This window comes from Aequorivita echinoideorum (assembly GCF_018476645.1).
GTDB classification, from domain to species: Bacteria; Bacteroidota; Bacteroidia; order Flavobacteriales; family Flavobacteriaceae; genus Aequorivita; species Aequorivita echinoideorum.
Genome location: NZ_JAHCTB010000002.1, coordinates 598,632 through 619,946 on the forward strand (window position 1 = coordinate 598,632; position 21,315 = coordinate 619,946).

Consider the following 21,315-nt stretch of genomic DNA (forward strand, 5'->3'; position numbering starts at 1 on the left):
CAAAGTTAGAAAATAGCCGTTATTCTTTTACGGGCTTTTTATTATAATCCTCTGGCGAAGGTAAAATCCAATCGTGATGTTTAAATGGATGCCATTCTTCTGAAGCCAAATCTACATTAGGGTCTATAAATGGGAAATAAACACCATTGTTTACCATCACCAAACAATCCATGTATACCGCAACGTCATTACCCTTTTCGGCCTCCACTTTTTTTATACGCTGCGCAAGCTGCCATAGCAAATCCGGTTTGGTCTTTACCGCTCTCGCCTGTTTATCTCCCAGCAATTCCTGGTAATTATAGCGCTTCTTGACGCCACTTTCTTTATCCTTGACGTAAACGGTAAGATTTCCACTCTTCGAGCGCAGCATCATGCGCCAACTCAACCTATGCCCTTCCTCCGTCCACAATACGTCATCCTTAAAAAACCAATGCCGTAGTGGAAGACCAATTTGTACCAAAAAATAAATTGAAAATACACCAATGATGATATTTCTATTTTTCGGAATAATCACTTCACCTTCCGTGTATAATTTTTTCTTCGGAAGAAAACGTTTCTGAAGCGTTTCCGGTGAAAAGAAAAATAAGGCAAAAGCAATAGACATATACGGGAATATTCCTATTTGGAACACAATGGAATTAAAAAGATGGAAAAACACCGAAATAACGAAGCCCAAAAGGCGGGTGCGCTTCCAAAGCATGAGCGGGACGATCAACAGATCGAAAAGGATGCCTACATAGGCAATGCTCCAGTGCACCCAATTTTTTTGAAGAAATTCGCCAATAAGCCAATAGTGTTTTTTCCCCTGCATAAATAGTGCGGGAACGCTGGCATTCAACCATTCTGGATACCACTTTGCCACGCTGGCGTAGGTATAGACTATCCAAACCTGTAAGATTAAAATCAATAATACCCATCTGGGCATGGCTGGATTCTTAATCCCAGGATTAATCTTTGCGTCCAGTGAAAACCATCTATTTGCGGGCAAAAACGCCATAATCCAGCAAAGCAGCATCATTAAATAATAATGATTGTTGTAGCTACTTTTCTGCATTAAATAAACACAGGTCCACATAAGCGCATACGCCACCATGCTGAAACGGTATTTGAACCCTAGCATCACGAAGATGCCGAAAAGCCCCATCACCACAAAATAATAATAAAGCAGCGGCCCTTGCAGATTTTGTAAAAAATCGAACCCAATAAAGTTGAAAGTAAAGGGCGTATCTACTAAAGTCCTGCGCAACCAGCCCGTAAAAATAGCGCCAAATGCTTCGGTTGCAATGAGCGCACCAAATACTACCCTAAAGAGAACAAGGCCAGTGTTATCAATATACTTGAAGAGAAATTTATTCACGGTTTCTTAAAAATTCTTTAGCAAAAGATTCGTCTTTTATAATTGCCTGTCGTAAAATTTCAATGGATTCAAAATTTTCTTCATCACGGATGTTTTTCAGAAATTCGATGGTCAAATTATTCCCATAAAGATCTTCATTGAAATCAAGAAAATGTGTTTCTATGGTCCTATCTATTCCGCCAACGGTAGGATTTGTACCGATGCTTGTAATACCAAAAACCTTGCGTTCGGCGATTTGCGCCTCTACTATATAAACTCCATTTTTCGGAATAAGCTTATATTTTTCTGCGGGTTTCAGGTTTGCGGTTGGATAATTTATTGTTCTTCCCAGTGCTTTTCCTTTTACAACTTCGCCGGAAATCATAAAATTATAACCCAAAAAACTATTGGCCGTTTCAATATCGCCAGCATCGAGTGCCTTTCTTATTTTTGTGGAACTTATGGCAACGTCATCTATTTCCTTAGCGGAAATTTCCTCGACTTCAAAATTGAATTTCTTCCCATATTCCTTTAAATCTTCAATATCAGCATTCCTATTCCTTCCAAAGCGATGGTCGTACCCAATGATTATCTTTTTCGCCTTTAAGTTTTTTACCAAAATATCACGCACATATTCCAGTGCCGTCAAACGTGAAAATTCCTGGGTAAAAGGGTGGATTACCAAATGGTCTATACCGGTTTCTTCAAGCAGATTGGTACGTTCATCAATAGTATTTAGCAATTTTATTTCCGTGTTTTGCTGAAGCACCATACGCGGATGCGGAAAAAACGTGAGCACCACGGAATCCAAATAGTCATTTTTTGCGGTGGCCACCAACCGTTTCAAAATAGCGTTGTGACCTTGGTGCACGCCATCAAAAGTACCAATGGTAACAACACTTGGCCGTTCATTTTTATAGGTTGAAGCTGCGGAATGTTTCTTCAAAATTATTTACCGTTAAATGTGTTCATGGTTGTATTCATTCCTGCCAGCGCGAAGGATTCAATAATTTCAGCACTAAGCTCCAAACGTTCGGGCAGTTGCTTTTCTTCCTCTGCCTCCCACTCGCCCAACACGTAATCTACCTGTCTTCCTTTAACAAAAGCGTCGCTAATCCCAAAGCGAAAACGGTTGTAATTGGTGGTCTGTAACATTTGCTGAGTATCCTTCAAACCATTGTGGCCGCCGTCGCTACCTTTTGTTTTTATGCGAATGGTGCCAAATGCCAAATTCAAATCATCTGTAATTACCAAAATATTCTCTAAAGGAATTTTTTCCTTTTCCATCCAGTATTTTATAGCCTTTCCGCTTAAATTCATAAATGTGCTCGGTTTCAGAAAAATGAAAGTTCTTCCCTTTAATTTATTCGAAGCAATGTCACCCAACTTTTCCGTTTGCCACGAAAGCAAATTTTTTTCGGCGTAAAAATCAAGGATTTTGAAACCAATATTGTGGCGGGTGTTTGCATACTTGGGGCCTATATTACCGAGGCCAACAATAAGAAATTTTTTCATTGGATCTATTTCTGAAACAATACTGGCGGGTTTTGTCCGTAAAATTTTTTTGAGAAATGGGAACATACTGCCGTTAATCTTCTGTAAAAATAAAAAAAGCACCCCGAATTAATGGGATGCTTTTCAGTTATATTTAAAAAGAAAATGTTATGCTTCAGCGGCTGCTTCTGCATTTTCCTCGGCACCTTCAGCGGCTGCCTCATCTCCTTCTTCAGCTTCTTCCTCAACATCAGCCACAGCAGTACGTGAAGTTCTAATCTGGCAGATAACGGTGTTTTCTGGGTGCATGATTTTGTAGTCTTCCGTTTTTAGCGATTTTGTGTACATTTTGTTGCCAATACGCATTTCAGTAATGTCCGCTTCAATAAAATCAGGAAGGTTTTCTGGCAATGCCTTCACGCGAAGTTTTCGGTTTACTACACGTAAAACCCCGCCGTTACGAACACCGCGAGAGTTACCAACGGTGCGAACAGGAATTTCCATAGTTACTTCCTTATCATCAAAAATTTGATAAAAATCGATGTGGAGAATACGGTCAGTCACTGGGTGAAATTGGATATCCTGCAGGATAGCGTTGATTTTTTTGCCGCCCAAATCGATTACAACTGTGTGTACGTCTGGAGTGTAAACCAAGTCTTTGAAGGCAATTTCATCTGCTGAAAAACTGATTGGCTCTTCTCCTCCGTAAACTACGCAAGGAACCATTCCAGCATTACGTAGGGCTTTGGTCGCCTTTTTGCCCACGCTTTCTCTTTTTGATCCTTTAATTGTAATAGATTTCATTTTTCTTAAAATTATTTATGAATAAAAACTCCCTAAAAAGCTGTTTTTTAGGGAGTGCAAAGATAAATTTTATTTTGGATTATCTATTTTGTATTTCAATTTTTTACTTCTGAAATATAGTTTTCCATACATTACATCAAGAACTTTGAACTGATTGATTTATTTGCGTTTACACTTAGCATCACGTCGGCAAATAATTTGGCACAGGTAAGAACCCTAATTTTACTATGTGGTTTCGTGGGAATGGAATCTGATACAATCAATTCCAACATTTTTGATTTTTCGATTCGCTCATACGCATTTCCGGATAGAAGTGGATGCGTACATACGGCGCGCACGCTCAAGGCACCGCGCTCCATCATTAAATCTGCAGCCGTGGTAAGTGTTCCCGCAGTGTCTACCATATCATCAACCAACACGACATTTTTCCCTTTAACGTCTCCAATCAATTCCATATATGAAATGACATTCGCTTTTTCCCGCTGTTTGTAGCAGATTACGACATCACTTTCAAGAAATTTTGAATATGCATAGGCCCTTTTTGAACCTCCCATATCTGGCGAGGCGATGGTAAGATTATCAAGATTTAGGCTTCGCAAGTATGGCAGAAAAATACTTGAAGCAAAGAGGTGATCTACAGGCTTTTCAAAAAATCCTTGAATTTGGTCTGCGTGCAAATCCATAGTGATTATTCTAGTAGCGCCGGCCGTTTCCAGCATTTTCGCTACCAATTTTGCTGCAATGGGAACACGCGGCTTGTCCTTTCTATCCTGTCTGGCCCAACCAAAGTAAGGCAAAACCGCCGTAATATGTCTTGCCGAAGCGCGTTTTGCAGCATCAATCATCAGCAAAAGCTCCATTAAATGGTCGCTATTGGGGAATGTAGACCCGATCAAGAAAACCCTGCTTCCACGTACAGACTCCTCAAAAGAAGGCTGAAATTCACCATCACTGTAATGTGATGTTATAATTTTTCCCAATGGAATCCCGAAGGATTTGGCAATATCCTGAGCGAGCGCCTCGCTTTGTTTACAGGCAAAAATCTTTGGTTCGGGAGTGGCGGAAGACATAGTTTTATGTTTTTGGAAGGTTTGGCTGCAAAGGTAAAAATTTATGGCACTAAATTTTTAAAAAATACCATTTCAAAATATAAAGCATATTCTAAATAATTGTTTATTTTTGCCTCCCGCTTGCTCGAGTGGCGGAATTGGTAGACGCGCTGGATTCAAAATCCAGTTCTTTCGGGAGTGTGGGTTCGATTCCCACCTCGAGTACAAAGCCCTGACGGATATGTCGGGGCTTTTTTTTCTAAAAATTCCAAACCAAACAACACAAAAAATACCGTGGCGGTCCCGATAGCTATCGGGATGGTAGACGCGCTGGATTCAAAATCCAGTTCTTTCGGGAGTGTGGGCTCCCCCGAAGTCTCGGGGCCACCTCGAGTACAATGCCCTGACGGATATGTCGGGGCTTTTTTATTTTAAGCTTTTCAGATAAAGAGCTTCCACTTTATCCCTTGCCCAAGGTGTCTTTCGAAGAAAAACCAAACTCGATTTAATGGAGGGATTGTGCGTAAAACAGCGAATATTTATTTTTTCGCCTAAATATTCCCAACCGTATTTTTCTTCTAAGTGCAATAAGATATCGGCTAATTTTACTCCGTGTAATGGATTATTGGGCTGTTGCATTTCAATTTTTAATGAATTTTTTGATAGTTTTTCCTTCAGCTGAAATAATCTCCAAAAAGTACATTCCTTTTGGAAATGAAGAAACATCAATATTATTTTCATTTGAAATTTCCATCATTTTTTGGCCTGTCATTGAATAAACAATCAAGCTTTCCAACAAAGATTTTTTAGATGAAATGAATAATTTATCTGAAACAGGGTTTGGGTAGATTTTGAATTCACTTATGAAATTATCAGAAATTGACAGCGGCTCGTTTTGGTAAACCAGATCAAACCCGGGAGAAAATGAAAGAACCAATTGCATAATTCCAGAGTTAAACTCGCTTATATCAAATTCATAGCTATAGTCCACCTGAAAATAACTGAAATAATCAACCTCAAAATTATTATGCTCTTCAAAATTGCAAAGTCCTAAAGTAGAATCGAAACTATTAAGTATTAATTCATTTGAATTTGAATCAAAAGCAAAATTTCCAATGTAGGAATTGCATGCTCCTTCTCCCAAAAATTCTAAATTTTCATCAATAATTATATATGGAGATACTGGTGGTTGTATTGCTGAAATAAAATTAGGATCCTCCATGTCTGCCGTATAGGAGGCTAAATACCACGTCCCAAACAATTCCGGGTCTTGCGCAAAACCTTCAAAAGCACAAAGCGTAAGAGCGAAGAGTATAAATTTTTTCATCTTTTAAAAATTATTATTCCTTTAACAAGATAACAAAATCTTCAATACAATCATTATATTTGGGCAAACCTTGAAAACCCAAATCCCCAATGTCAGATTTCTGGTTGTATTTTAACCTTGGCCTGCACCACGTTCTAGATTGGCAGGCGTACGATCATATTCTTTTTCTTATTGTTCTCTGTGCCGCCTACACGTTTTCTTCTTGGAAAAAAATATTGATCCTTGTAACCATGTTTACCATTGGGCACACGCTTTCACTAGTTTTGGCCAGCTATGGCGTAGTGAAAGTCTCCAGCAGTCTTATTGAATTTTTAATACCTATCACTATTTTAATTACCGCTCTTTTCAATCTTTTTACCGCTGGCAAAGAGAAAAAGGTAGAGAAACTGGGAATTTTTTACATGGTGACCATTTTCTTCGGAATCATCCACGGACTGGGCTTTGCCTCATTTTTTACGGCTTTGGACACCGGCGGGGGAATCTTGAATTTGCTTGAATTTGCCCTTGGGATTGAGGCCGCCCAAATAATAGTTGTCATTTTAATCCTAATAATCGCCTTTATTTTCCAAACCATCTTTCGTTTCAATAAAAGGGATTGGGTGTTGGTGGTCTCCTCACTTGTAATTGGTATGATAATCCCAATGCTTATTGACAATTGGATTTTCTGAAATTAAAACTTTATACATAAAAAAATCCACTTTCAGAATTATAACCTTATTACCCACTTTGGCAAATAGTTAACAGCATTTTTTTTGGCAGTGCTGTAACTTCCTTTTAATTTCGTTGCCTATTTATTAGAATGAAAGACAGCAAACAAAGGCAATACGATGTTGCTTATCTACGGATGGCGCTTGAGTGGAGCAAACTCTCTTACTGCAAGCGAAGACAAGTTGGCGCGCTTATTGTTAAAGACAAGATGATTATAAGCGATGGGTACAATGGTACGCCTACCGGTTTTGAAAATATATGCGAAGATGATGAAGGGTACACCAAGTGGTACGTACTCCACGCCGAAGCGAATGCAATTTTGAAAGTGGCCTCCTCAACGCAAGCCTGCAAAGGTGCAACGCTCTACATAACCATGTCGCCCTGCAAGGAATGTAGCAAGTTGATTCACCAAGCCGGAATTAAAAGATTGGTGTATGCTTCAGAATACAAAGACAATTCCGGCATTTCTTTTTTGGAAAAAGCAGGCGTAGACATTCAGCATATTACAGATTTGGAACTTTAATATTTTATGGGAAATCAAAAAAAATACTTGCCTTTGTGGATTGGTTTGGCGCTGGCCGCAGGTGTTTTTATTGGCTCTAAGCTCAATTTTAACGATACCACAGAGAAAATCTTCGCTACAAATTCCAAAAAAGACAAGCTCAATAGACTTATAGACTACATTGATTATGAATATGTGGACAATGTAAATACGGATAGTATTGTGGACGTTACCGTAAACGGAATACTCGAAAATCTGGATCCGCATTCCGTATATATTCCCAAAAGCGAATATGCCCACAATGCAGACGATATGCGCGGGGCTTTTACGGGAATTGGCGTAAGCTTCTACGTTTATAATGATACCATCGCCGTAATTAGGCCTATTGAAGGCGGTCCAGCCGAGCGGGCCGGAATTAGGGGTGGCGATAGAATTCTATATGCAGATGGCAAAAAACTATATGGCCAGCTGGTTGAGCGGGATAGCATTACCAATTATCTGAAAGGTGATATAAATAGCAAGGTTGAACTGCAAGTATACCGCCCCAGCGAGAAGAAAATTCTTGATGTAAAGGTGAAAAGAAAACAGGTGCCATTGGTAAGCGTTGATGCTTCCTATAAAATTACAAATGACCTTGGCTACATAAAAGTGAATCGTTTTTCTGAAACAACCTATAAGGAATTTGAATCTGCACTTGAAAAACTGAAAGACCAAGGCATCAAAAAATTGGTTCTCGATCTTCGAAACAATCCCGGGGGCTATATTTCCACTGCGGAAAGAGTGGTTGATGAATTTTTGGAGGACGATAAATTGGTGCTCATCACAAAAAACAAAAGCGGGGACATCAATAAAACTTTCGCCACTGGGCGTGGCGATTTTGAGCACGGCAAATTATATGTGCTGATTAATGAAAATTCGGCTTCCGCCAGTGAAATTGTGGCGGGAGCGCTTCAGGATAATGACAAAGGGACTATTATCGGCAGGCGGTCCTTCGGGAAAGGCCTTGTGCAGCGCGAGATGGCTCTCGGCGATGGGAGTGCAATTCGCTTAACAATTGCCCGCTACTACACGCCTACCGGCCGTTCCATTCAGCGCCCGTACGGAAAAGGGAACGAAAATTATTACAGTGATTATGAAAAACGGTACCGAAACGGCGAACTTATTCACGCAGACAGTATCAAAGTTGCCGATTCTTTGAAATACAAAACCCCAAAAGGAAAAGTGGTATACGGCGGCGGCGGAATTATCCCAGATGTTTTTGTGCCGAAGGATACTAGCATCGAAAACGAAACGCTTCAGTATGTTTCGCGAAGCGGGTTTATGAGTTATTTCATCTTTGAATATCTTGAAAAAAACCGAAAGATTTTCAAAGGAATGAGTTTTGAAGATTTTAAAAACACCTATACTGTTGACGACAAACTTTCGAAGGAATTTATTGAATATTCAAAATTCAATGAAGCTCAGATTGATCTTTCAAATTATACCGAAGAATTGAAAAAAACACTGAAAGCCAATCTTGCCCAGCAACTGTACGGCCCAAATGAATATGAAATAATCTTAAATGACGGTGACCCTATGCTCTTGAAGGTCCTAGAGCTTGAAGCCGAAAATCATTTGGACAATTAAATTTTTCGCTTGCTCTTTTTAGCAATTTTCTGCGAGATAAGTAAAATTACCAACAACAAAATAGAGCAAAATCCCGCCAGAATGCTTATCACGGCAATGGAACTGTCATCCTGCAAAAGATTGTTAAAATCAAGCTGAAATGCATTATAAATCACTAATGCAGCAGCTGCGGCGATAAGTATGTAGATTAAAGTTTTCATTTTGTTTCTTTAAAAATTTTCTCGGATTGTTCAACCTTACGCAAACAATTCCTGAATGTTTGAGGTAAATAACTTTACCGCTATCGCCAACAAAATTACACCAAATATTTTTTGGATAATAGCAATTCCGGCTTTTCCAAGCCAATTTTGCAGCGTTCCGGACGTTCTCAAAACCACAAAAACCACAACAATATTTACGATAATTGCGATGATAATATTTAAAATATCATATTCCGCACGCAGGGACAATAGCGTGGTCAAACTTCCGGGTCCCGCCACAATTGGGAATGCAATGGGAAAAACCGTGGCAGAAGTGGGCGCATTTTCGCCTTCCTTAAACAAAGTGATATTCAAAATCATTTCAAGCGCAATAAAGAATAATATAAATGAACCTGCCACCGCAAATTCATTCACGTTGATGCCTATCAATTTCAAGATTTCCTCCCCTAAAAAAAGAAACACAATCATAACAACGGCGGCAATAATCGCCGCCCTGCCACTGCGAATATTTCCAACCTTTGAACGTAGCGAAATCACCACCGGTATACTGCCAATAATATCAATAACCGCAAAAAGTACCATAGTTGCAGTCGCCATTTCCTTAAAATTGAATTCCATGCCAAAAAATTTGAGCCGGCAAAAGTAAGTCTATTGTTTTGTCTTGCGAAACAAAAACCACTTTGTTTATTCAGTTTTAAATTGAATCGGTTATTCTTAGCTGGTAATTTTATAGTTTTGCGCCATGTTTCAATTAGGCAAAACAATAGTTTCCGAAGAAATTATAGAAAAGGATTTTGTGTGCAATCTCAATGCATGCAAAGGCGCTTGTTGTATTGAGGGCGAGGCCGGTGCTCCCCTTACGGAAGAAGAGGTCGGAATTTTGGAAAACATCTATCCCCAAGTCAAACCATTTTTGCGTCCGGAGGGCATCAAGGCAATTGAAGCGCAGGGGACCTCCATAAAAACCGATCTTGACGAACTGGAAACACCGCTCGTGGACGGAAAGGAATGTGCCTACGTAACATTTACTGATAAAGGTATTGCCAGTTGCGGTATCGAGGACGCTTTTAACGCTGGAGCGATAGACCTGATAGCTAAGGGCTTCAGAAAACCGATTTCCTGCCACCTTTATCCAGTTCGGGTTCAGGAATATAGCGAGTTTTCTGCGGTAAATTACCACAAATGGCCCATTTGTAATGATGCTTGCACCTTGGGCAAAGAACTTCAGGTTCCCGTTTATAAATTTGTAAAAACAGCACTCATTCGAAAATTCGGTGAAAACTGGTATGCCGAACTGGAAAAGGTGGCCACTTCACTTAAATAATTGTCTTTTTTCTTATCTATTTCTGAAATATGAAGAACAACACGGCGTTGTTTTTGATAAATATTCTTTGAAACCAAAAGCTCTCCGGGCATTTGCTTATATTTACCCCATGCGGAATTTTCAATTTATCATTCTTCTTTTTTCTTTCTCCACGGGCATTTCGCAGAGCGATATGCTTGCCAAAAATTATTTTGAACAGGGCGAATACGAAAAAGCGCTCGTTATTTATAAAAAACTGAACGATGAAAACCCGTATCGTCTGGACTATTTTATGGCGTTGGTGGAGACCAACCAACAACTTGAAAATTTTTCGGAAGCGGAAAAACTGCTGAAGGATAAATTGAATTCTGGTAGAAGCTATCCGCAATTGTACGTGGAATTGGGCTATAATTTTTCGCTTCAGAATAAAACTGAACTTGCCAATGATAGTTACGCCAAAGCGATCCAGAGCTTGGATGAAAACCCAAGTTTTTCGTACACCGTTGGTTCAACGTTTGAAAAATACAGCCTTTTGGACGAAGCAGTAAATACGTACGAAAAAGCGATGTCACTCGATGAAAAAATGGATTTCAATTCACAGTTGGCGCGTATTTACGGTGAACAGGGAAAACTGGAAAAAATGTTCACCAGCTATCTGGATATTGTTGAAAAAAACCGAAGCTACAAAGGTCTGGCGCAACGGTATTTCAGCCTTTATGTCACGGAAGACCCTTTAAATGAAGCTAATGGAATTCTTCGAAAAACGCTTTTGATGCGCTCACAGGAAAATCCAGATCTGCTCTATAATGAATTATTGAGCTGGCTTTTTATTCAGCAGAAAGAATACAAAAAGGCTTTTACGCAGGAAAAGGCCATCTACAAACGTACCGATGAAGACATCACTGGCGTGCGTGACCTTGCGTACATTACCATTGCAGATGAAGATTACGAAACCGGACGGGAAATTGTAAATTTCATAATTGAAAATAGTTACACTCCTGAAGCACGCCTGCAAGCCTACCAAATTTTAATGAATATTGAAATTAAAACCGCTACTGCTAAAGATTATCCGCAAATTGAGAAAAAATTTGAAGATCTTTTAAATGAATTCGGCCGCGGTCGCGAAACGTATTTGCTTCAAACGGATTACAACCATTTTCTTGCATTTCAGAATAACAAAAAAGATTTGGCAATTTCAAATTTAAAAGAACTTTCTAGGCAGCAACTTACCGCCTACCAAGAGGCGCACGTAAAAATGGAACTGGCCGATATTTTAGTTTTTGATGAAAAATTCAACGAAGCGCTAATCTATTATTCCCAAATCCAAAAGAAAGTCCAAAACGATGTCCTAGCCCAAGAAGCCCGATTTAAAGTGGCACGAACCAGTTATTTTAAAGGGGATTTTGAGTGGGCGCAGGTGCAACTGGATGTATTAAAAAAATCCACTTCGCAATTAATGGCAAATGATGCCATGCAGTTGAGTTTGATGATTCGGGATAATTCCTTGGAAGACAGCACACAAACAGCGCTGAAAAAATACGCGCGTGCAGATTTGCTTGAATTTCAGGAAAAACACACAGCTGCCATCGCCGTTTTGCAGGATATTCTCACAAATAATAAAGGCGAAAAAATTGAGGATGAAGCCCTGCTGAAAGAAGGAAAAATCCAAGAAAAATTAGGGGAATACGGCAAAGCCGAAGCAAATTATCTGAAGATTATCGAGTTTTACGGCGATGATATTTTAGCGGATGATGCGCACTACTTGCTTGCAAAGCTTTATGAAGAAAAGCTGGAACAACCCGAAAAGGCAAAAGAGCAATATGAAAAATTGATTTTCAATTTTGCGGATAGTATTTATTTTGTGGAAGCACGGCAGAAATTCAGGTCACTTCGCGGAGATTCCATCAACTAAAATTCCTGCGAGGTTTTTTAAAATCTTGAAGGTTTATTTGAAAATTTAGAATGTAAGAAATGTATATCTACAACGTCACCATCAACATTGAAGAAAGCATCCACGAGCGCTGGCTGGACTGGATGAAAAACGAACATATTCCTGCGATGCTTGCTACGGGAAAATTCAGCAAGGCGTTGATGACGCGTGTAATGGTTGAAGAAGAAATGGGAGGCGTAACCTATGCAGTGCAGTACACGACCGAAAATAAGGAAATGCTAGAAAAATATTATGCTGAAAATGCTGACGAACTTCGCGCGCAATCCAAACAATTTGCCGGAAAATTTGTGAGTTTCAGAACCGAACTGGAAATCGTGAGCGAACAATCATGAAAGAAGTACGCGCAAAAAAGCACCTAGGCCAGCATTTTCTAAAAGATGAAAACATAGCCGAAAAAATTGGCGATACGCTAACCCTGCAAGGCTATAAGAATGTTTTGGAAATTGGCCCTGGAATGGGCGTTCTTACCAAATATTTAATACAGAAAAACGTGGAAGTGGTTGCGATGGATCTGGACACGGAATCCATTGCATATTTGGAAAAAAACTATCTAAATACAAACCTGAAAATCCTTGAAGCAGATTTTTTGAAATACGATCTTTCGCAGCTTTTTGGAGCCGAGCAATTTGCTATTACAGGTAATTTTCCCTACAATATTTCAACCCAAATCGTTTTCAAAATGCTGGAATGGAAAGCACAGATTCCAGAATTTACGGGAATGTTCCAGAAAGAGGTAGCGCAGCGCATCTGCGAAAAGGAGGGCAGCAAAACGTACGGTATTTTATCCGTTTTGGCACAGGCCTTTTATGATGCGGAATATCTTTTTACGGTGCCGCCCTCGGTTTTTAATCCGCCGCCAAAAGTCGATAGCGGTGTGCTTCGGTTGAAGCGAAAGGAAAATTTTACCCTTCCGTGTGATGAAAAAATGCTTTTTAAGGTTGTAAAGACCGCCTTTCAGCAACGCAGAAAAACGCTTCGGAACAGTTTAAAATCCTTCAATCTTTCAGAAAAAATAAAAGAAGATACTATCTTTGGGCAACGCCCGGAACAACTTTCTGTTTCGCAATTCATAGCACTTACCCAAAAACTGGAAAACGATGCAATTTCAGCTCACTGAAGTATTTATCGAACAGATAGAACAGCTCATTTCGGAAGACAACCGGACCGCGCTCACTGAACTTTTGCAGGAATTCCACTTTGCCGATGTTGCCGAATTACTTGAGGAATTAAATACCGAAGACGCCACCTACCTTGTGAAATTGCTGGATAGCGAAATTACCAGCGAGGCGCTCATGGAATTGGATGACGATTCCCGAGAGCGGATTTTGGACAACCTCTCCCCTTCTGAAATTGCCGATGAGCTCGAGGAAATGGACACCGATGATGCCGCGGACATTATCGCGGAACTCGATGACGATATTCAAAAGCAGGTAATAGACCACATTGAAGATGAGGAACATGCCGCAGATATTGTTGACTTGTTGCGTTATGATGAAGACACCGCAGGTGGTTTGATGGCTAAAGAATTGGTGCGCGTAAAGGAAACTTGGACCGTAGCCGGCTGCGTTCGTGAAATGCGCAGACAGGCTGAAAATGTTACCCGCGTACATTCCATTTATGTTACGGATAAACAGGGGAAATTGAAAGGAAGGCTTTCACTCAAAGATCTATTGACCGCTCCCGAAAAATCACACATTAGCGATATTTACATCCCAAAAGTGGATTATGTAAACGTACATACTGAGGGCGAGGAAGTGGCCAGAATTATGCAGAAATACGATCTTGAAGCCATTCCCGTGGTTGATGACAATGGCATTTTAGTGGGTCGTGTTACCATTGATGATATTGTGGATTTTATAAAAGAGGAAGCCGAAAAAGATTACCAAATGGCGGCCGGTATCTCAGAAGATGTTGAAGCTGACGACAGCATTTGGCAGCTTACCCGCGCCCGGCTTCCGTGGCTTATCTTGGCACTTATCGGTGGTTTTGTGAGTGTTTCGGTATTGGGCACATTTTCTGGTGCAATGGCAGACCACGCGGCACTTTTCTTTTTTGTGCCACTTATTGCGGCAATGGCAGGAAATGTGGGCGTTCAATCCTCGGCGATTGTTTTGCAAGGGCTTGCCAATGATAGCTTGAAAGGTTCGCTCTTCAAAAGATTGATCAAGGAGGTTTTACTTAGCCTTTTAAATGGACTCATACTTTCTATCATTTTAGTTGTTGGAGGAATGTTTCTGCTGGGGCTTGACTTACTTTTTGGAGTTACAATTGCCATCTCACTGATTTCAGTAATTGTTACCGCGGCACTCATTGGAACCTTTGTACCCATTATGCTCGATAAGCGCGGAATTGATCCCGCAATGGCCACGGGTCCATTTATAACCACAAGCAATGATATTTGCGGAATTCTAATCTATTTTACCATTGCAAAATTAATTCTCGGCTTTTGAAATCTTTCGTATTTAAACAGAAATTCAAAGTACCGCAATCTGCAATTGATGCCTTGAACCACGTCAATAACGTTACGTATCTGCAGTGGTGCCTGGATATTGCGGAAGCGCATTGGATATCAAAAACGGATGAAAAGATGCGCGAACAATATGTTTGGGTGGTTCTAAATCATTTCATTTCCTATAAAAACCCTTCATTTTTAGGTGAAGAACTTGAAACACAAACTTGGATTGAAAATCACGAAGGCGTAAAATGCGAAAGGCATTACAAAATTATTAGAATAAATGATGGGAAAACCATTGTGGAAGCGCAAACGCTTTGGTGCCTTCTCGATGCTGAATCATTTCGGCCCACCAAAATCACTGATGAAATTGCATCGCTTTTTACCTAATTTCCCTAAACCCAATTCATCTCGAAAACCAATATTTTCAATACTTTTGCTATACCCGAGAGGTTTTCCAAAATATGACTTTTCCTGCAAGGTTTTCAAAAGCTTGTAGGCTTAAACCCAACAGCTTGAGCGTTTTCAAAAAACTTTTTAAACAAACCTTTATCTACGGGTTGGCCACCGTGCTACCAAGAATCTTAACGGTACTTCTCGTTCCGCTTTATGTGAAGGTTTTATTGCCGGAGGAATATGGAATCTACTCTACCGTCATGGCCTTTCTTATTTTGGGAAATGTACTGCTGAGCTACGGAATGGAAACTGCATTTTTCAGATTTGTCACCAAAGACAAAAGCCAACAAAATGTCGTGCAATCCACCACGCTTACTTCGCTTACCGTTTCCACTCTTGTTTTCTTGGGAATAACGCTATTGTTCAGAAATTTTATTGCCGAGGTTTCCGAATTCAAAACGGAATATGTAACCTACGGATTGTTCATTTTGGCTTTGGATGCTTTAGTAGTTTTGCCATTTGTTTGGTTTCGCGCCAATGAAAAACCGATGCGCTACGCCATTATAAAAATTTTCAACGTTGTTATCAATCTCGTATTCAATTTATTTTTCCTGTTGTTGCTTCCAAAACTGGCAGAAAGCAACAATTTTTGGAATTCCCTTTGGTTTCCTGAAAATAAAATAGCCTATGTTTTTATTGCGAACGTCATTGCGAGTGCGGTAACGCTTCTGATTTTGTTGCCCCTTTACGTGAAAATTGGATTCGGATTCAGCAAAACTATCTGGAAACAAATGATGAAATATGCTATTCCAGTACTAATCGCTGGAATTGCCTTTAGCGTAAATGAAGCTTTTGACAGAATTCTTCTCAAATACCTTTTGCCCGAAACTATTGCCGAAAGACAGGTTGGGCTTTATTCTGCGTGCTATAAATTGGGTATGTTTATGACGCTTTTTGCAACTGCATTCCGTTTGGGGATAGAGCCGTTTTTTTTCAATCACGCCGCCCACGAAAACGCAAAAGCCATCTACGCCACCATCACCAAATATTTCACGCTTTTTGGTTGTTTTATTCTTTTGGGAGTGGTTGCGTATATTGATATTTTAAAACGCATTATAATCCCGAATAGCGAATACTGGGAAGCGTTGAAAATTGTGCCGCTCATCCTTTTGGCGAATCTTTTTTTGGGCATTTACCACAATCTTTCCGTTTGGTACAAAGTTACGGACCGCACTAAATTTGGTGCGTATATTTCAGTTTTAGCAGCCGTGGTCACGCTGATTCTCAATTACATTCTAATCCCAATTATTGGCTATATGGGTTCCGCGGTTGCCACACTTTCAGCCTATGGCAGTATGATGGTGCTTTCGTACCTTTATGGCCGAAAGTATTACAGTGTGCCTTATGAAATGAAAAAAATAAGCGGATACTTGCTTTTGGCAATAGGTTTTTCTGCAATTTCCTTTTACGCTTTTGACGGAAATATTTGGATAGGAACTGCGTTGTTACTAGTGTTTGCCGTAATTATGTTTTATTCTGAAAAGAATGAATTTTTAAGAATTATCAGAAAATAATTTTCAGGTCTTGCTCCGGTAAGATCTTTTAAAAGTGAACTATGAATAAAAACGAAGAAATGCCTTCCACAGCAATCATAAAAATAATCAACAAATCAAACCATCCTTTACCGAATTATGAAACAATAGCCTCTGCTGGAATGGATTTGAGGGCTTGCGTTGATGCACCTTCAACATTGAAACCGTTGCAAAGGGCAATAATAAAAACAGGACTTTTTATTGAATTGCCCATAGGTTACGAAGCGCAAGTGCGCCCACGAAGCGGCCTCGCGGCAAAAAAGGGCATTACCGTTTTAAATTCGCCCGGAACTATTGATGCTGACTATCGCGGCGAGATTGGGGTGATTTTAGTAAATCTTTCTAATGAAGATTTTACCATCGAGCATGGCGAGCGCATTGCGCAATTGGTAATCGCAAAACACGAGCGCGCCGTTTGGGAAGAAGTGGAAGAATTGACTGATACTTCTCGCGGAGCGGGGGGATTTGGAAGTACGGGGTTGAAGTGAAAAAAAAGTAATTCAAAAATCTAAAATCGTTAATCAGTAATCGTTAATATGAAAATAATTGTCCCAATGGCAGGCCGCGGAAGCCGTCTGCGTCCACATACACTTACAGTTCCAAAACCTTTGATACCTGTTGCCGGAAAACCAATCGTACACCGTTTGGTGGAAGATATTGCCGAAGTATTAAACGAAGAAATTGAGGAAATTGCCTTCATTCTTGGCGATCCCGCATTCTTTGGGGATGATGTTATCGAGAGTTTAAAAAAACTTGCAGAAAATTTGGACGCAAAGCCAACTATTTATCGTCAGCTCGAGCCCAAAGGGACCGGTCACGCAATTATGTGCGCCAAGGATTCACTTTCAGGACCTGCTGTTATTGCGTATGCAGATACATTAATTCGTGCTGATTTTGATTTGGATAAAAATGCGGATGCCGTTATTTGGACCAAAAAAGTGAAAAATCCGGAAGCATACGGTGTAGTAAATCTTAACGAAAAAAACGAAATTATTGAACTGGTTGAAAAGCCAAAGCAATTCGTCAGTGATCAAGCGGTAATTGGTATTTATTACTTTAAGGATGTTTCAAAATTGAAAAATGAATTGCAATACGTTTTGGACAATAACATCATCAATGGCGGCGAATATCAAATAAACGATGGTATCAAACGAATGATGGCGGCCGGAAAAGTTTTCAAAACTGGAACGGTAGATGAGTGGATGGACTGCGGAAACAAAGAGGTTACTGTAGAAACAAACAAAAAAATGCTTGGTTTTTTAGCGGAAGCAAATGAAAACTTGATTTCCCAAAAAGTAACCAAGGAAAACTCAAAAATTATTGAACCTTGCTTTATCGCGGAAAATGTGGTACTTAAAAATAGCACAATTGGACCCTATGCTTCCATAGGAGCGGGCACGGTAATTGAGGACAGTATCGTTAAAAACAGTATAATTCAAACCCACGCCACCATTAAAAATGCGAACTTGGACAACGCAATGATTGGCAATTACGCTATTTTTGATGGAAAATTCACCAACGTAAGCATCGGTGATTATTCGGAATTGAAATAAAATCTATTAAATGATCCTTTCGGAAATTCATAAAAACCAATTGAATAAGTTGTGCCAAAAATTTCACGTGGCACAACTCTATATTTTTGGATCGGCAGCACAAAACGCCTTGAAAGCTGAAAGCGATGTAGATTTATTGGTGAAATTTGAATCATTTGATCTTTATTATTACTTCGATAATTATATCAATTTCCGGAATGAATTAGAAAAACTTTTTAGTAGAAAAGTGGATTTGGTAGAGGAACAATCTTTAAAAAACCCGATTTTAAAGGCATCCATAAATAAAGATAAAAAGCTTATCTATGGATGATAGAATTAGAAAATGGTTGGTGGATATTCAAATGCATATCGCTGAAATAGAGGAATTTCATAATGGAAATTTTACAAATTTTTCGGAATATTTCTCCAATAAACTTTTAAAGAGAGCAACGGAAAGGAATTTAGAAATTATTGGGGAAGCCGTAAATAGAATTTTGAAAGCAGATAAAACTTTTGAGAAAAAAATTTCTGGTTCCAAATCGATAATCGCCCTTCGAAATCAAGTAATCCACTCTTATGATAACATTACGGATGAAATAATCTGGTCAATTTTAATTAACCATCTTCCAAAACTTAAAAATGAAATTGATAATCTTCTGAAATTTGAATAAAAGAATTTACATATTTCTCCTCCTACTCGGAACTCTAATTCCGCAGCATTTTTATTCCCAAGAGATAAAAAACGATTCCATTGAAGCGCAGTCCGATAATTTAGGGATTGTTGCCGATGCTTTTCAGGAAAATTTTTTTGAGGGGCTGAAGCAAAAAGCAATTGAAAATTATGAGTTGGCGCTCATCGCTTTGAACAAAGCGGAAAAAGAAGCGAAAACAGATGAGAACAAAGCTGTGGTTTTTTTCGAAAAGGGAAAAAATTATACTTCGCTTAAAAACTACGCTGAGGCTGAGGAAAGTTTCAAAAAAGTTTTGGCAACGCAAAAAGATCGCCCAGATGTTTTGGAACAATTGTACGATCTATACTACCAGCAGCGCGATTATGAAAAAGCAATCCCAATGGTTCAAAAATTAATTCCGTTTGATGAGGATTACAAAGAAGATCTCGCCAACCTTTACACACTCACAAAGCAATATGACAAAGCTTTGGCGCAGCTGGATGAACTGGATGGTGTGTGGGGCGAAAGTGATATTCGCAATGCGTTGCGGTCACAAATTTATAGGGCAACCGGAAATACAGAGGGTGCCATTGAAAATCTGGAAGAAAAAATAGACAGCAACCCAAAAAATGAAAAGGAATATTTAAACCTCATCTTTCTCTACAGCGAGCAAGGAAATACAGAGAAAGCATACAGCGCCGCCAAGGATTTGCTGAAAAACAATCCAAATTCCCAACTCGTGCATCTGGCGCTTTACAAATTTTACCTGGGTGAATCAAAAACATCCGAAGCTTTACAATCTATGAAAATTGTTTTCGCTTCAGAAGAAATTGACCGTGAAACTAAATACAAAGTTTTGGGTGATTTCATCCAATTTGTTAATGACAATCCCGATTTCGAAGATGAACTTTCAGACATAGTAAATCTTTTTTCAGTTGAAAACGGCCGCGTGTATGAAAAAGTGGGCGATTATTATGTGGCGAAAAACAGGAAAGAAGACGCTCTGGATTTTTACCAAAAAGGGCTTGAGATTGATGATAACAATTATTATTTACTGAAAAACACCTTGTTGCTTCAAATTGAATTGAAAAAATTTAAGGAAGCAGCCAAGGCGAGCGAAGATGGACTGGCAATTTTTCCGGCGCAAGCGTTACTTTATTTGATAAATGGAGTTGCCAATAATTCTCTTGAAAAAAGCGATGCTGCCATTGAAAGCTTGGAAACAGGTTTGGATTTTATACTGGACGACCCAAATATGGAACGGGATTTTTACCATCAATTGAGCTTGGCATATTCAGCAAAAGGCGATTCAAAAAAAGCCGCTATGTATTCTGAAAAGGCTTCAAAAGTGAAACTTCCCAACTAATTATGAAACATACATTTCTATCTATTTTATTGGTTATTATTTTGACTTCCTGCGGCGGCGCAAAAAATGTTTCTGGAGTTGAAAATGCATCAGCACGGGAAGTAATTGCCGCACACAAAGCTGCCGCACCAGATTTTAAAACGCTGGCGGGACGTGTGCAATTGGTTTATGAGGATGACGAAAAACAGCAAAGCATAACCGTAAGCCTGCGGATGGAAAAAGACAAGAACATTTGGATAAAAGCTTCCATTTTGGGGATTACCATCGCCAAGGCACTGATTACGCCGACGCGCGTAAGTTATTACGAAACCCTTGGCGGTACTTATTTTGATGGCAATTTTGCCTTACTGGCGGAATGGATTGGCACCCCTATCAATTTTCAGCAAACGCAAAATTTATTGTTGGGACAGTCCATTTTTACATTGAATCCTTCAGAATATTCGGCGGAGCTTTTTCAGAATAAATTTAAAGTCCAGCCCAAGCAGCAGCCCCAAAATTTTATACATTCGCTGCTACTGAACCCCGAAAATTTCAAAATAATTTCAGAAACACTTTCGCAGCCCAGTGAGGAACGTTTGTTGAGCATTCGTTACGGAGATTACCAAAAAGTGAATGATTTTCTATATCCATCGAATATTACAATTGATACTTCAGAAAAAGGTTCAAAAACAAAAATTGATATCAATTACCGAAAAATTGACATTGATGTGGACGTAAGTTTTCCGTTCGATATTCCGGGAGGTTACGAAGAAATACAGCTTAACTAAATGAAAAACCCACGCATATATTTGCTTTTGCTTCTTTTTTTTATTGCAAACCCCATTCTTTTTGCGCAGGATAAACAGAAGGAATTGGAGGAAAAAAGACAGGCAATTCTCAATGAAATAAAACAGATTAATTCCCTTCTTTTTAAAACGAAAAAAGAGGAAAAATCCGTATTAACCCAAGTTGAAGACCTTAACCAGCGGATAAGCGCTTCAGAAAATTTAATTTGAATTACCAATCA

General features: G+C 39.4%; 26 protein-coding genes and 1 tRNA gene. 18 read left to right on the forward strand and 9 right to left on the reverse strand.

Annotated features, from left to right (window positions below; translation table 11 throughout):
• Positions 1–19: 19 nt before the first annotated feature.
• From KIV10_RS06530 to KIV10_RS06550, 5 genes are all read right to left on the reverse strand, one after another.
• Positions 20–1,357 carry an HTTM domain-containing protein gene (locus KIV10_RS06530; RefSeq protein ID WP_214112671.1) on the reverse strand — a complete coding sequence of 446 codons (1,338 nt, stop codon included), beginning with the start codon at positions 1,355–1,357 and terminating at the stop codon, positions 20–22.
• The gene (locus tag KIV10_RS06535; RefSeq protein WP_214112672.1) at positions 1,350–2,282 is read right to left on the reverse strand and encodes a bifunctional riboflavin kinase/FAD synthetase; all 933 of its coding nucleotides are present in this window, start codon (positions 2,280–2,282) and stop codon (positions 1,350–1,352) included. The genes KIV10_RS06530 and KIV10_RS06535 overlap by 8 nt, the downstream gene beginning before the upstream one ends.
• A 2-nt stretch (positions 2,283–2,284) precedes the next feature.
• Positions 2,285–2,917 carry an aminoacyl-tRNA hydrolase gene (gene pth, locus KIV10_RS06540; protein WP_214112673.1) on the reverse strand — a complete coding sequence of 211 codons (633 nt, stop codon included), beginning with the start codon at positions 2,915–2,917 and terminating at the stop codon, positions 2,285–2,287.
• Positions 2,918–2,998: 81 nt separating this feature from the next.
• Positions 2,999–3,634, reverse strand: a complete 636-nt coding sequence (locus KIV10_RS06545) for a 50S ribosomal protein L25/general stress protein Ctc (RefSeq protein ID WP_214112674.1) — start codon at positions 3,632–3,634, stop codon at positions 2,999–3,001.
• 131 nt (positions 3,635–3,765) lie between these two features.
• Positions 3,766–4,704 carry a ribose-phosphate pyrophosphokinase gene (locus KIV10_RS06550; protein ID WP_214112675.1) on the reverse strand — a complete coding sequence of 313 codons (939 nt, stop codon included), beginning with the start codon at positions 4,702–4,704 and terminating at the stop codon, positions 3,766–3,768.
• 122 nt (positions 4,705–4,826) lie between these two features.
• On the opposite strand from KIV10_RS06550, the gene KIV10_RS06555 reads away from it, so the two are divergent.
• Positions 4,827–4,908 (forward strand) — tRNA-Leu (locus tag KIV10_RS06555).
• Between the two features lie 201 nt (positions 4,909–5,109).
• Here KIV10_RS06555 and KIV10_RS06560 read toward each other — a convergent pair.
• Positions 5,110–5,322, reverse strand: a complete 213-nt coding sequence (locus KIV10_RS06560; protein WP_214112676.1) for a VF530 family protein — start codon at positions 5,320–5,322, stop codon at positions 5,110–5,112.
• Between the two features lies 1 nt (position 5,323).
• Positions 5,324–6,010 carry a T9SS type A sorting domain-containing protein gene (locus KIV10_RS06565; RefSeq protein WP_214112677.1) on the reverse strand — a complete coding sequence of 229 codons (687 nt, stop codon included), beginning with the start codon at positions 6,008–6,010 and terminating at the stop codon, positions 5,324–5,326.
• 89 nt (positions 6,011–6,099) lie between these two features.
• On the opposite strand from KIV10_RS06565, the gene KIV10_RS06570 reads away from it, so the two are divergent.
• The 3 genes from KIV10_RS06570 to KIV10_RS06580 all read left to right on the forward strand — a co-directional run bounded on the left by KIV10_RS06570 (position 6,100) and on the right by KIV10_RS06580 (position 8,846).
• Positions 6,100–6,678, forward strand: a complete 579-nt coding sequence (locus KIV10_RS06570) for a HupE/UreJ family protein (protein WP_214112678.1) — start codon at positions 6,100–6,102, stop codon at positions 6,676–6,678.
• Between the two features lie 131 nt (positions 6,679–6,809).
• Positions 6,810–7,241 carry a deoxycytidylate deaminase gene (locus KIV10_RS06575; RefSeq protein ID WP_214112679.1) on the forward strand — a complete coding sequence of 144 codons (432 nt, stop codon included), beginning with the start codon at positions 6,810–6,812 and terminating at the stop codon, positions 7,239–7,241.
• Positions 7,242–7,247: 6 nt separating this feature from the next.
• Complete coding sequence (locus tag KIV10_RS06580; RefSeq protein ID WP_214112680.1) at positions 7,248–8,846, forward strand: S41 family peptidase; 1,599 nt, start codon at positions 7,248–7,250, stop codon at positions 8,844–8,846.
• On the opposite strand, the gene KIV10_RS06585 is transcribed toward KIV10_RS06580, so the two are convergent.
• A complete protein-coding gene (locus KIV10_RS06585; RefSeq protein ID WP_214112681.1) occupies positions 8,843–9,046 on the reverse strand; it encodes a hypothetical protein in 204 nt (67 codons plus the stop codon). The genes KIV10_RS06580 and KIV10_RS06585 overlap by 4 nt on opposite strands.
• Positions 9,047–9,082: 36 nt before the next feature.
• Complete coding sequence (locus tag KIV10_RS06590) at positions 9,083–9,664, reverse strand: MarC family protein (protein ID WP_214112682.1); 582 nt, start codon at positions 9,662–9,664, stop codon at positions 9,083–9,085.
• A 124-nt stretch (positions 9,665–9,788) separates the two neighbouring features.
• Between KIV10_RS06590 and KIV10_RS06595 the strand changes: the two genes are divergently transcribed.
• The 14 genes from KIV10_RS06595 (at position 9,789) to KIV10_RS14035 (ending at position 21,304) form a co-directional block, all read left to right on the forward strand.
• Positions 9,789–10,370 carry a DUF3109 family protein gene (locus KIV10_RS06595; protein ID WP_214112683.1) on the forward strand — a complete coding sequence of 194 codons (582 nt, stop codon included), beginning with the start codon at positions 9,789–9,791 and terminating at the stop codon, positions 10,368–10,370.
• A 109-nt stretch (positions 10,371–10,479) separates the two neighbouring features.
• Positions 10,480–12,261 (forward strand): tetratricopeptide repeat protein, encoded by a 1,782-nt coding sequence (locus KIV10_RS06600; RefSeq protein ID WP_214112684.1) that lies wholly within the window; start codon positions 10,480–10,482, stop codon positions 12,259–12,261.
• Between the two features lie 59 nt (positions 12,262–12,320).
• Positions 12,321–12,632: a DUF4286 family protein gene (locus KIV10_RS06605; protein ID WP_214112685.1), complete on the forward strand. Its 312-nt coding sequence runs from the start codon at positions 12,321–12,323 to the stop codon at positions 12,630–12,632.
• The gene (gene rsmA, locus KIV10_RS06610) at positions 12,629–13,417 is read left to right on the forward strand and encodes a 16S rRNA (adenine(1518)-N(6)/adenine(1519)-N(6))-dimethyltransferase RsmA (RefSeq protein WP_214112686.1); all 789 of its coding nucleotides are present in this window, start codon (positions 12,629–12,631) and stop codon (positions 13,415–13,417) included. Before KIV10_RS06605 ends, rsmA begins: the two co-directional genes overlap by 4 nt.
• Entirely contained in the window at positions 13,398–14,750 is a 1,353-nt protein-coding gene (gene mgtE, locus KIV10_RS06615; RefSeq protein ID WP_214112687.1) for a magnesium transporter, read from the forward strand. The genes rsmA and mgtE overlap by 20 nt, the downstream gene beginning before the upstream one ends.
• On the forward strand, positions 14,747–15,142 hold the full coding sequence (locus KIV10_RS06620) for an acyl-CoA thioesterase (RefSeq protein WP_214112688.1): 396 nt from the start codon (positions 14,747–14,749) through the stop codon (positions 15,140–15,142). The genes mgtE and KIV10_RS06620 overlap by 4 nt, the downstream gene beginning before the upstream one ends.
• Before the next feature lie 74 nt (positions 15,143–15,216).
• Positions 15,217–16,722, forward strand: a complete 1,506-nt coding sequence (locus tag KIV10_RS06625; protein WP_246516216.1) for an oligosaccharide flippase family protein — start codon at positions 15,217–15,219, stop codon at positions 16,720–16,722.
• 59 nt (positions 16,723–16,781) lie between these two features.
• Positions 16,782–17,228, forward strand: a complete 447-nt coding sequence (dut, locus tag KIV10_RS06630; protein ID WP_214112779.1) for a dUTP diphosphatase — start codon at positions 16,782–16,784, stop codon at positions 17,226–17,228.
• 48 nt (positions 17,229–17,276) lie between these two features.
• Positions 17,277–18,293, forward strand: a complete 1,017-nt coding sequence (locus tag KIV10_RS06635) for a sugar nucleotidyltransferase (protein ID WP_214112689.1) — start codon at positions 17,277–17,279, stop codon at positions 18,291–18,293.
• Between the two features lie 10 nt (positions 18,294–18,303).
• Complete coding sequence (locus KIV10_RS06640) at positions 18,304–18,603, forward strand: nucleotidyltransferase family protein (protein WP_214112690.1); 300 nt, start codon at positions 18,304–18,306, stop codon at positions 18,601–18,603.
• Positions 18,596–18,943, forward strand: coding sequence for a HepT-like ribonuclease domain-containing protein (locus KIV10_RS06645; RefSeq protein ID WP_214112691.1), 348 nt, complete (start codon positions 18,596–18,598; stop codon positions 18,941–18,943). Before KIV10_RS06640 ends, KIV10_RS06645 begins: the two co-directional genes overlap by 8 nt.
• A complete protein-coding gene (locus KIV10_RS06650; protein ID WP_214112780.1) occupies positions 18,936–20,309 on the forward strand; it encodes a tetratricopeptide repeat protein in 1,374 nt (457 codons plus the stop codon). The genes KIV10_RS06645 and KIV10_RS06650 overlap by 8 nt, the downstream gene beginning before the upstream one ends.
• A gap of 2 nt (positions 20,310–20,311) precedes the next feature.
• A complete protein-coding gene (locus KIV10_RS06655) occupies positions 20,312–21,076 on the forward strand; it encodes a DUF4292 domain-containing protein (RefSeq protein WP_214112692.1) in 765 nt (254 codons plus the stop codon).
• Positions 21,077–21,304: a hypothetical protein gene (locus KIV10_RS14035; RefSeq protein WP_317194707.1), complete on the forward strand. Its 228-nt coding sequence runs from the start codon at positions 21,077–21,079 to the stop codon at positions 21,302–21,304.
• The last annotated feature ends 11 nt before the right edge of the window (positions 21,305–21,315 follow it).

What these genes read in the sequence shown, in the direction of transcription:
- KIV10_RS06560 (WP_214112676.1), bottom strand. Translation starts at nt 5,322, where the DNA reads ATGCAACAGCCCAATAATCCATTACACGGAGTAAAATTAGCCGATATC.
- KIV10_RS06545 (WP_214112674.1), bottom strand. Translation starts at nt 3,634, where the DNA reads ATGAAATCTATTACAATTAAAGGATCAAAAAGAGAAAGCGTGGGCAAA.
- rsmA (WP_214112686.1), top strand. Translation starts at nt 12,629, where the DNA reads ATGAAAGAAGTACGCGCAAAAAAGCACCTAGGCCAGCATTTTCTAAAA.
- KIV10_RS06625 (WP_246516216.1), top strand. Translation starts at nt 15,217, where the DNA reads ATGACTTTTCCTGCAAGGTTTTCAAAAGCTTGTAGGCTTAAACCCAAC.
- KIV10_RS06645 (WP_214112691.1), top strand. Translation starts at nt 18,596, where the DNA reads ATGGATGATAGAATTAGAAAATGGTTGGTGGATATTCAAATGCATATC.
- KIV10_RS06590 (WP_214112682.1), bottom strand. Translation starts at nt 9,664, where the DNA reads ATGGAATTCAATTTTAAGGAAATGGCGACTGCAACTATGGTACTTTTT.
- KIV10_RS06580 (WP_214112680.1), top strand. Translation starts at nt 7,248, where the DNA reads ATGGGAAATCAAAAAAAATACTTGCCTTTGTGGATTGGTTTGGCGCTG.
- KIV10_RS06635 (WP_214112689.1), top strand. Translation starts at nt 17,277, where the DNA reads ATGAAAATAATTGTCCCAATGGCAGGCCGCGGAAGCCGTCTGCGTCCA.
- KIV10_RS06640 (WP_214112690.1), top strand. Translation starts at nt 18,304, where the DNA reads ATGATCCTTTCGGAAATTCATAAAAACCAATTGAATAAGTTGTGCCAA.
- pth (WP_214112673.1), bottom strand. Translation starts at nt 2,917, where the DNA reads ATGTTCCCATTTCTCAAAAAAATTTTACGGACAAAACCCGCCAGTATT.
- KIV10_RS14035 (WP_317194707.1), top strand. Translation starts at nt 21,077, where the DNA reads ATGAAAAACCCACGCATATATTTGCTTTTGCTTCTTTTTTTTATTGCA.
- KIV10_RS06600 (WP_214112684.1), top strand. Translation starts at nt 10,480, where the DNA reads ATGCGGAATTTTCAATTTATCATTCTTCTTTTTTCTTTCTCCACGGGC.
- KIV10_RS06565 (WP_214112677.1), bottom strand. Translation starts at nt 6,010, where the DNA reads ATGAAAAAATTTATACTCTTCGCTCTTACGCTTTGTGCTTTTGAAGGT.
- KIV10_RS06655 (WP_214112692.1), top strand. Translation starts at nt 20,312, where the DNA reads ATGAAACATACATTTCTATCTATTTTATTGGTTATTATTTTGACTTCC.
- KIV10_RS06575 (WP_214112679.1), top strand. Translation starts at nt 6,810, where the DNA reads ATGAAAGACAGCAAACAAAGGCAATACGATGTTGCTTATCTACGGATG.
- KIV10_RS06570 (WP_214112678.1), top strand. Translation starts at nt 6,100, where the DNA reads ATGTCAGATTTCTGGTTGTATTTTAACCTTGGCCTGCACCACGTTCTA.
- mgtE (WP_214112687.1), top strand. Translation starts at nt 13,398, where the DNA reads ATGCAATTTCAGCTCACTGAAGTATTTATCGAACAGATAGAACAGCTC.
- KIV10_RS06595 (WP_214112683.1), top strand. Translation starts at nt 9,789, where the DNA reads ATGTTTCAATTAGGCAAAACAATAGTTTCCGAAGAAATTATAGAAAAG.
- KIV10_RS06605 (WP_214112685.1), top strand. Translation starts at nt 12,321, where the DNA reads ATGTATATCTACAACGTCACCATCAACATTGAAGAAAGCATCCACGAG.
- dut (WP_214112779.1), top strand. Translation starts at nt 16,782, where the DNA reads ATGCCTTCCACAGCAATCATAAAAATAATCAACAAATCAAACCATCCT.
- KIV10_RS06585 (WP_214112681.1), bottom strand. Translation starts at nt 9,046, where the DNA reads ATGAAAACTTTAATCTACATACTTATCGCCGCAGCTGCTGCATTAGTG.
- KIV10_RS06550 (WP_214112675.1), bottom strand. Translation starts at nt 4,704, where the DNA reads ATGTCTTCCGCCACTCCCGAACCAAAGATTTTTGCCTGTAAACAAAGC.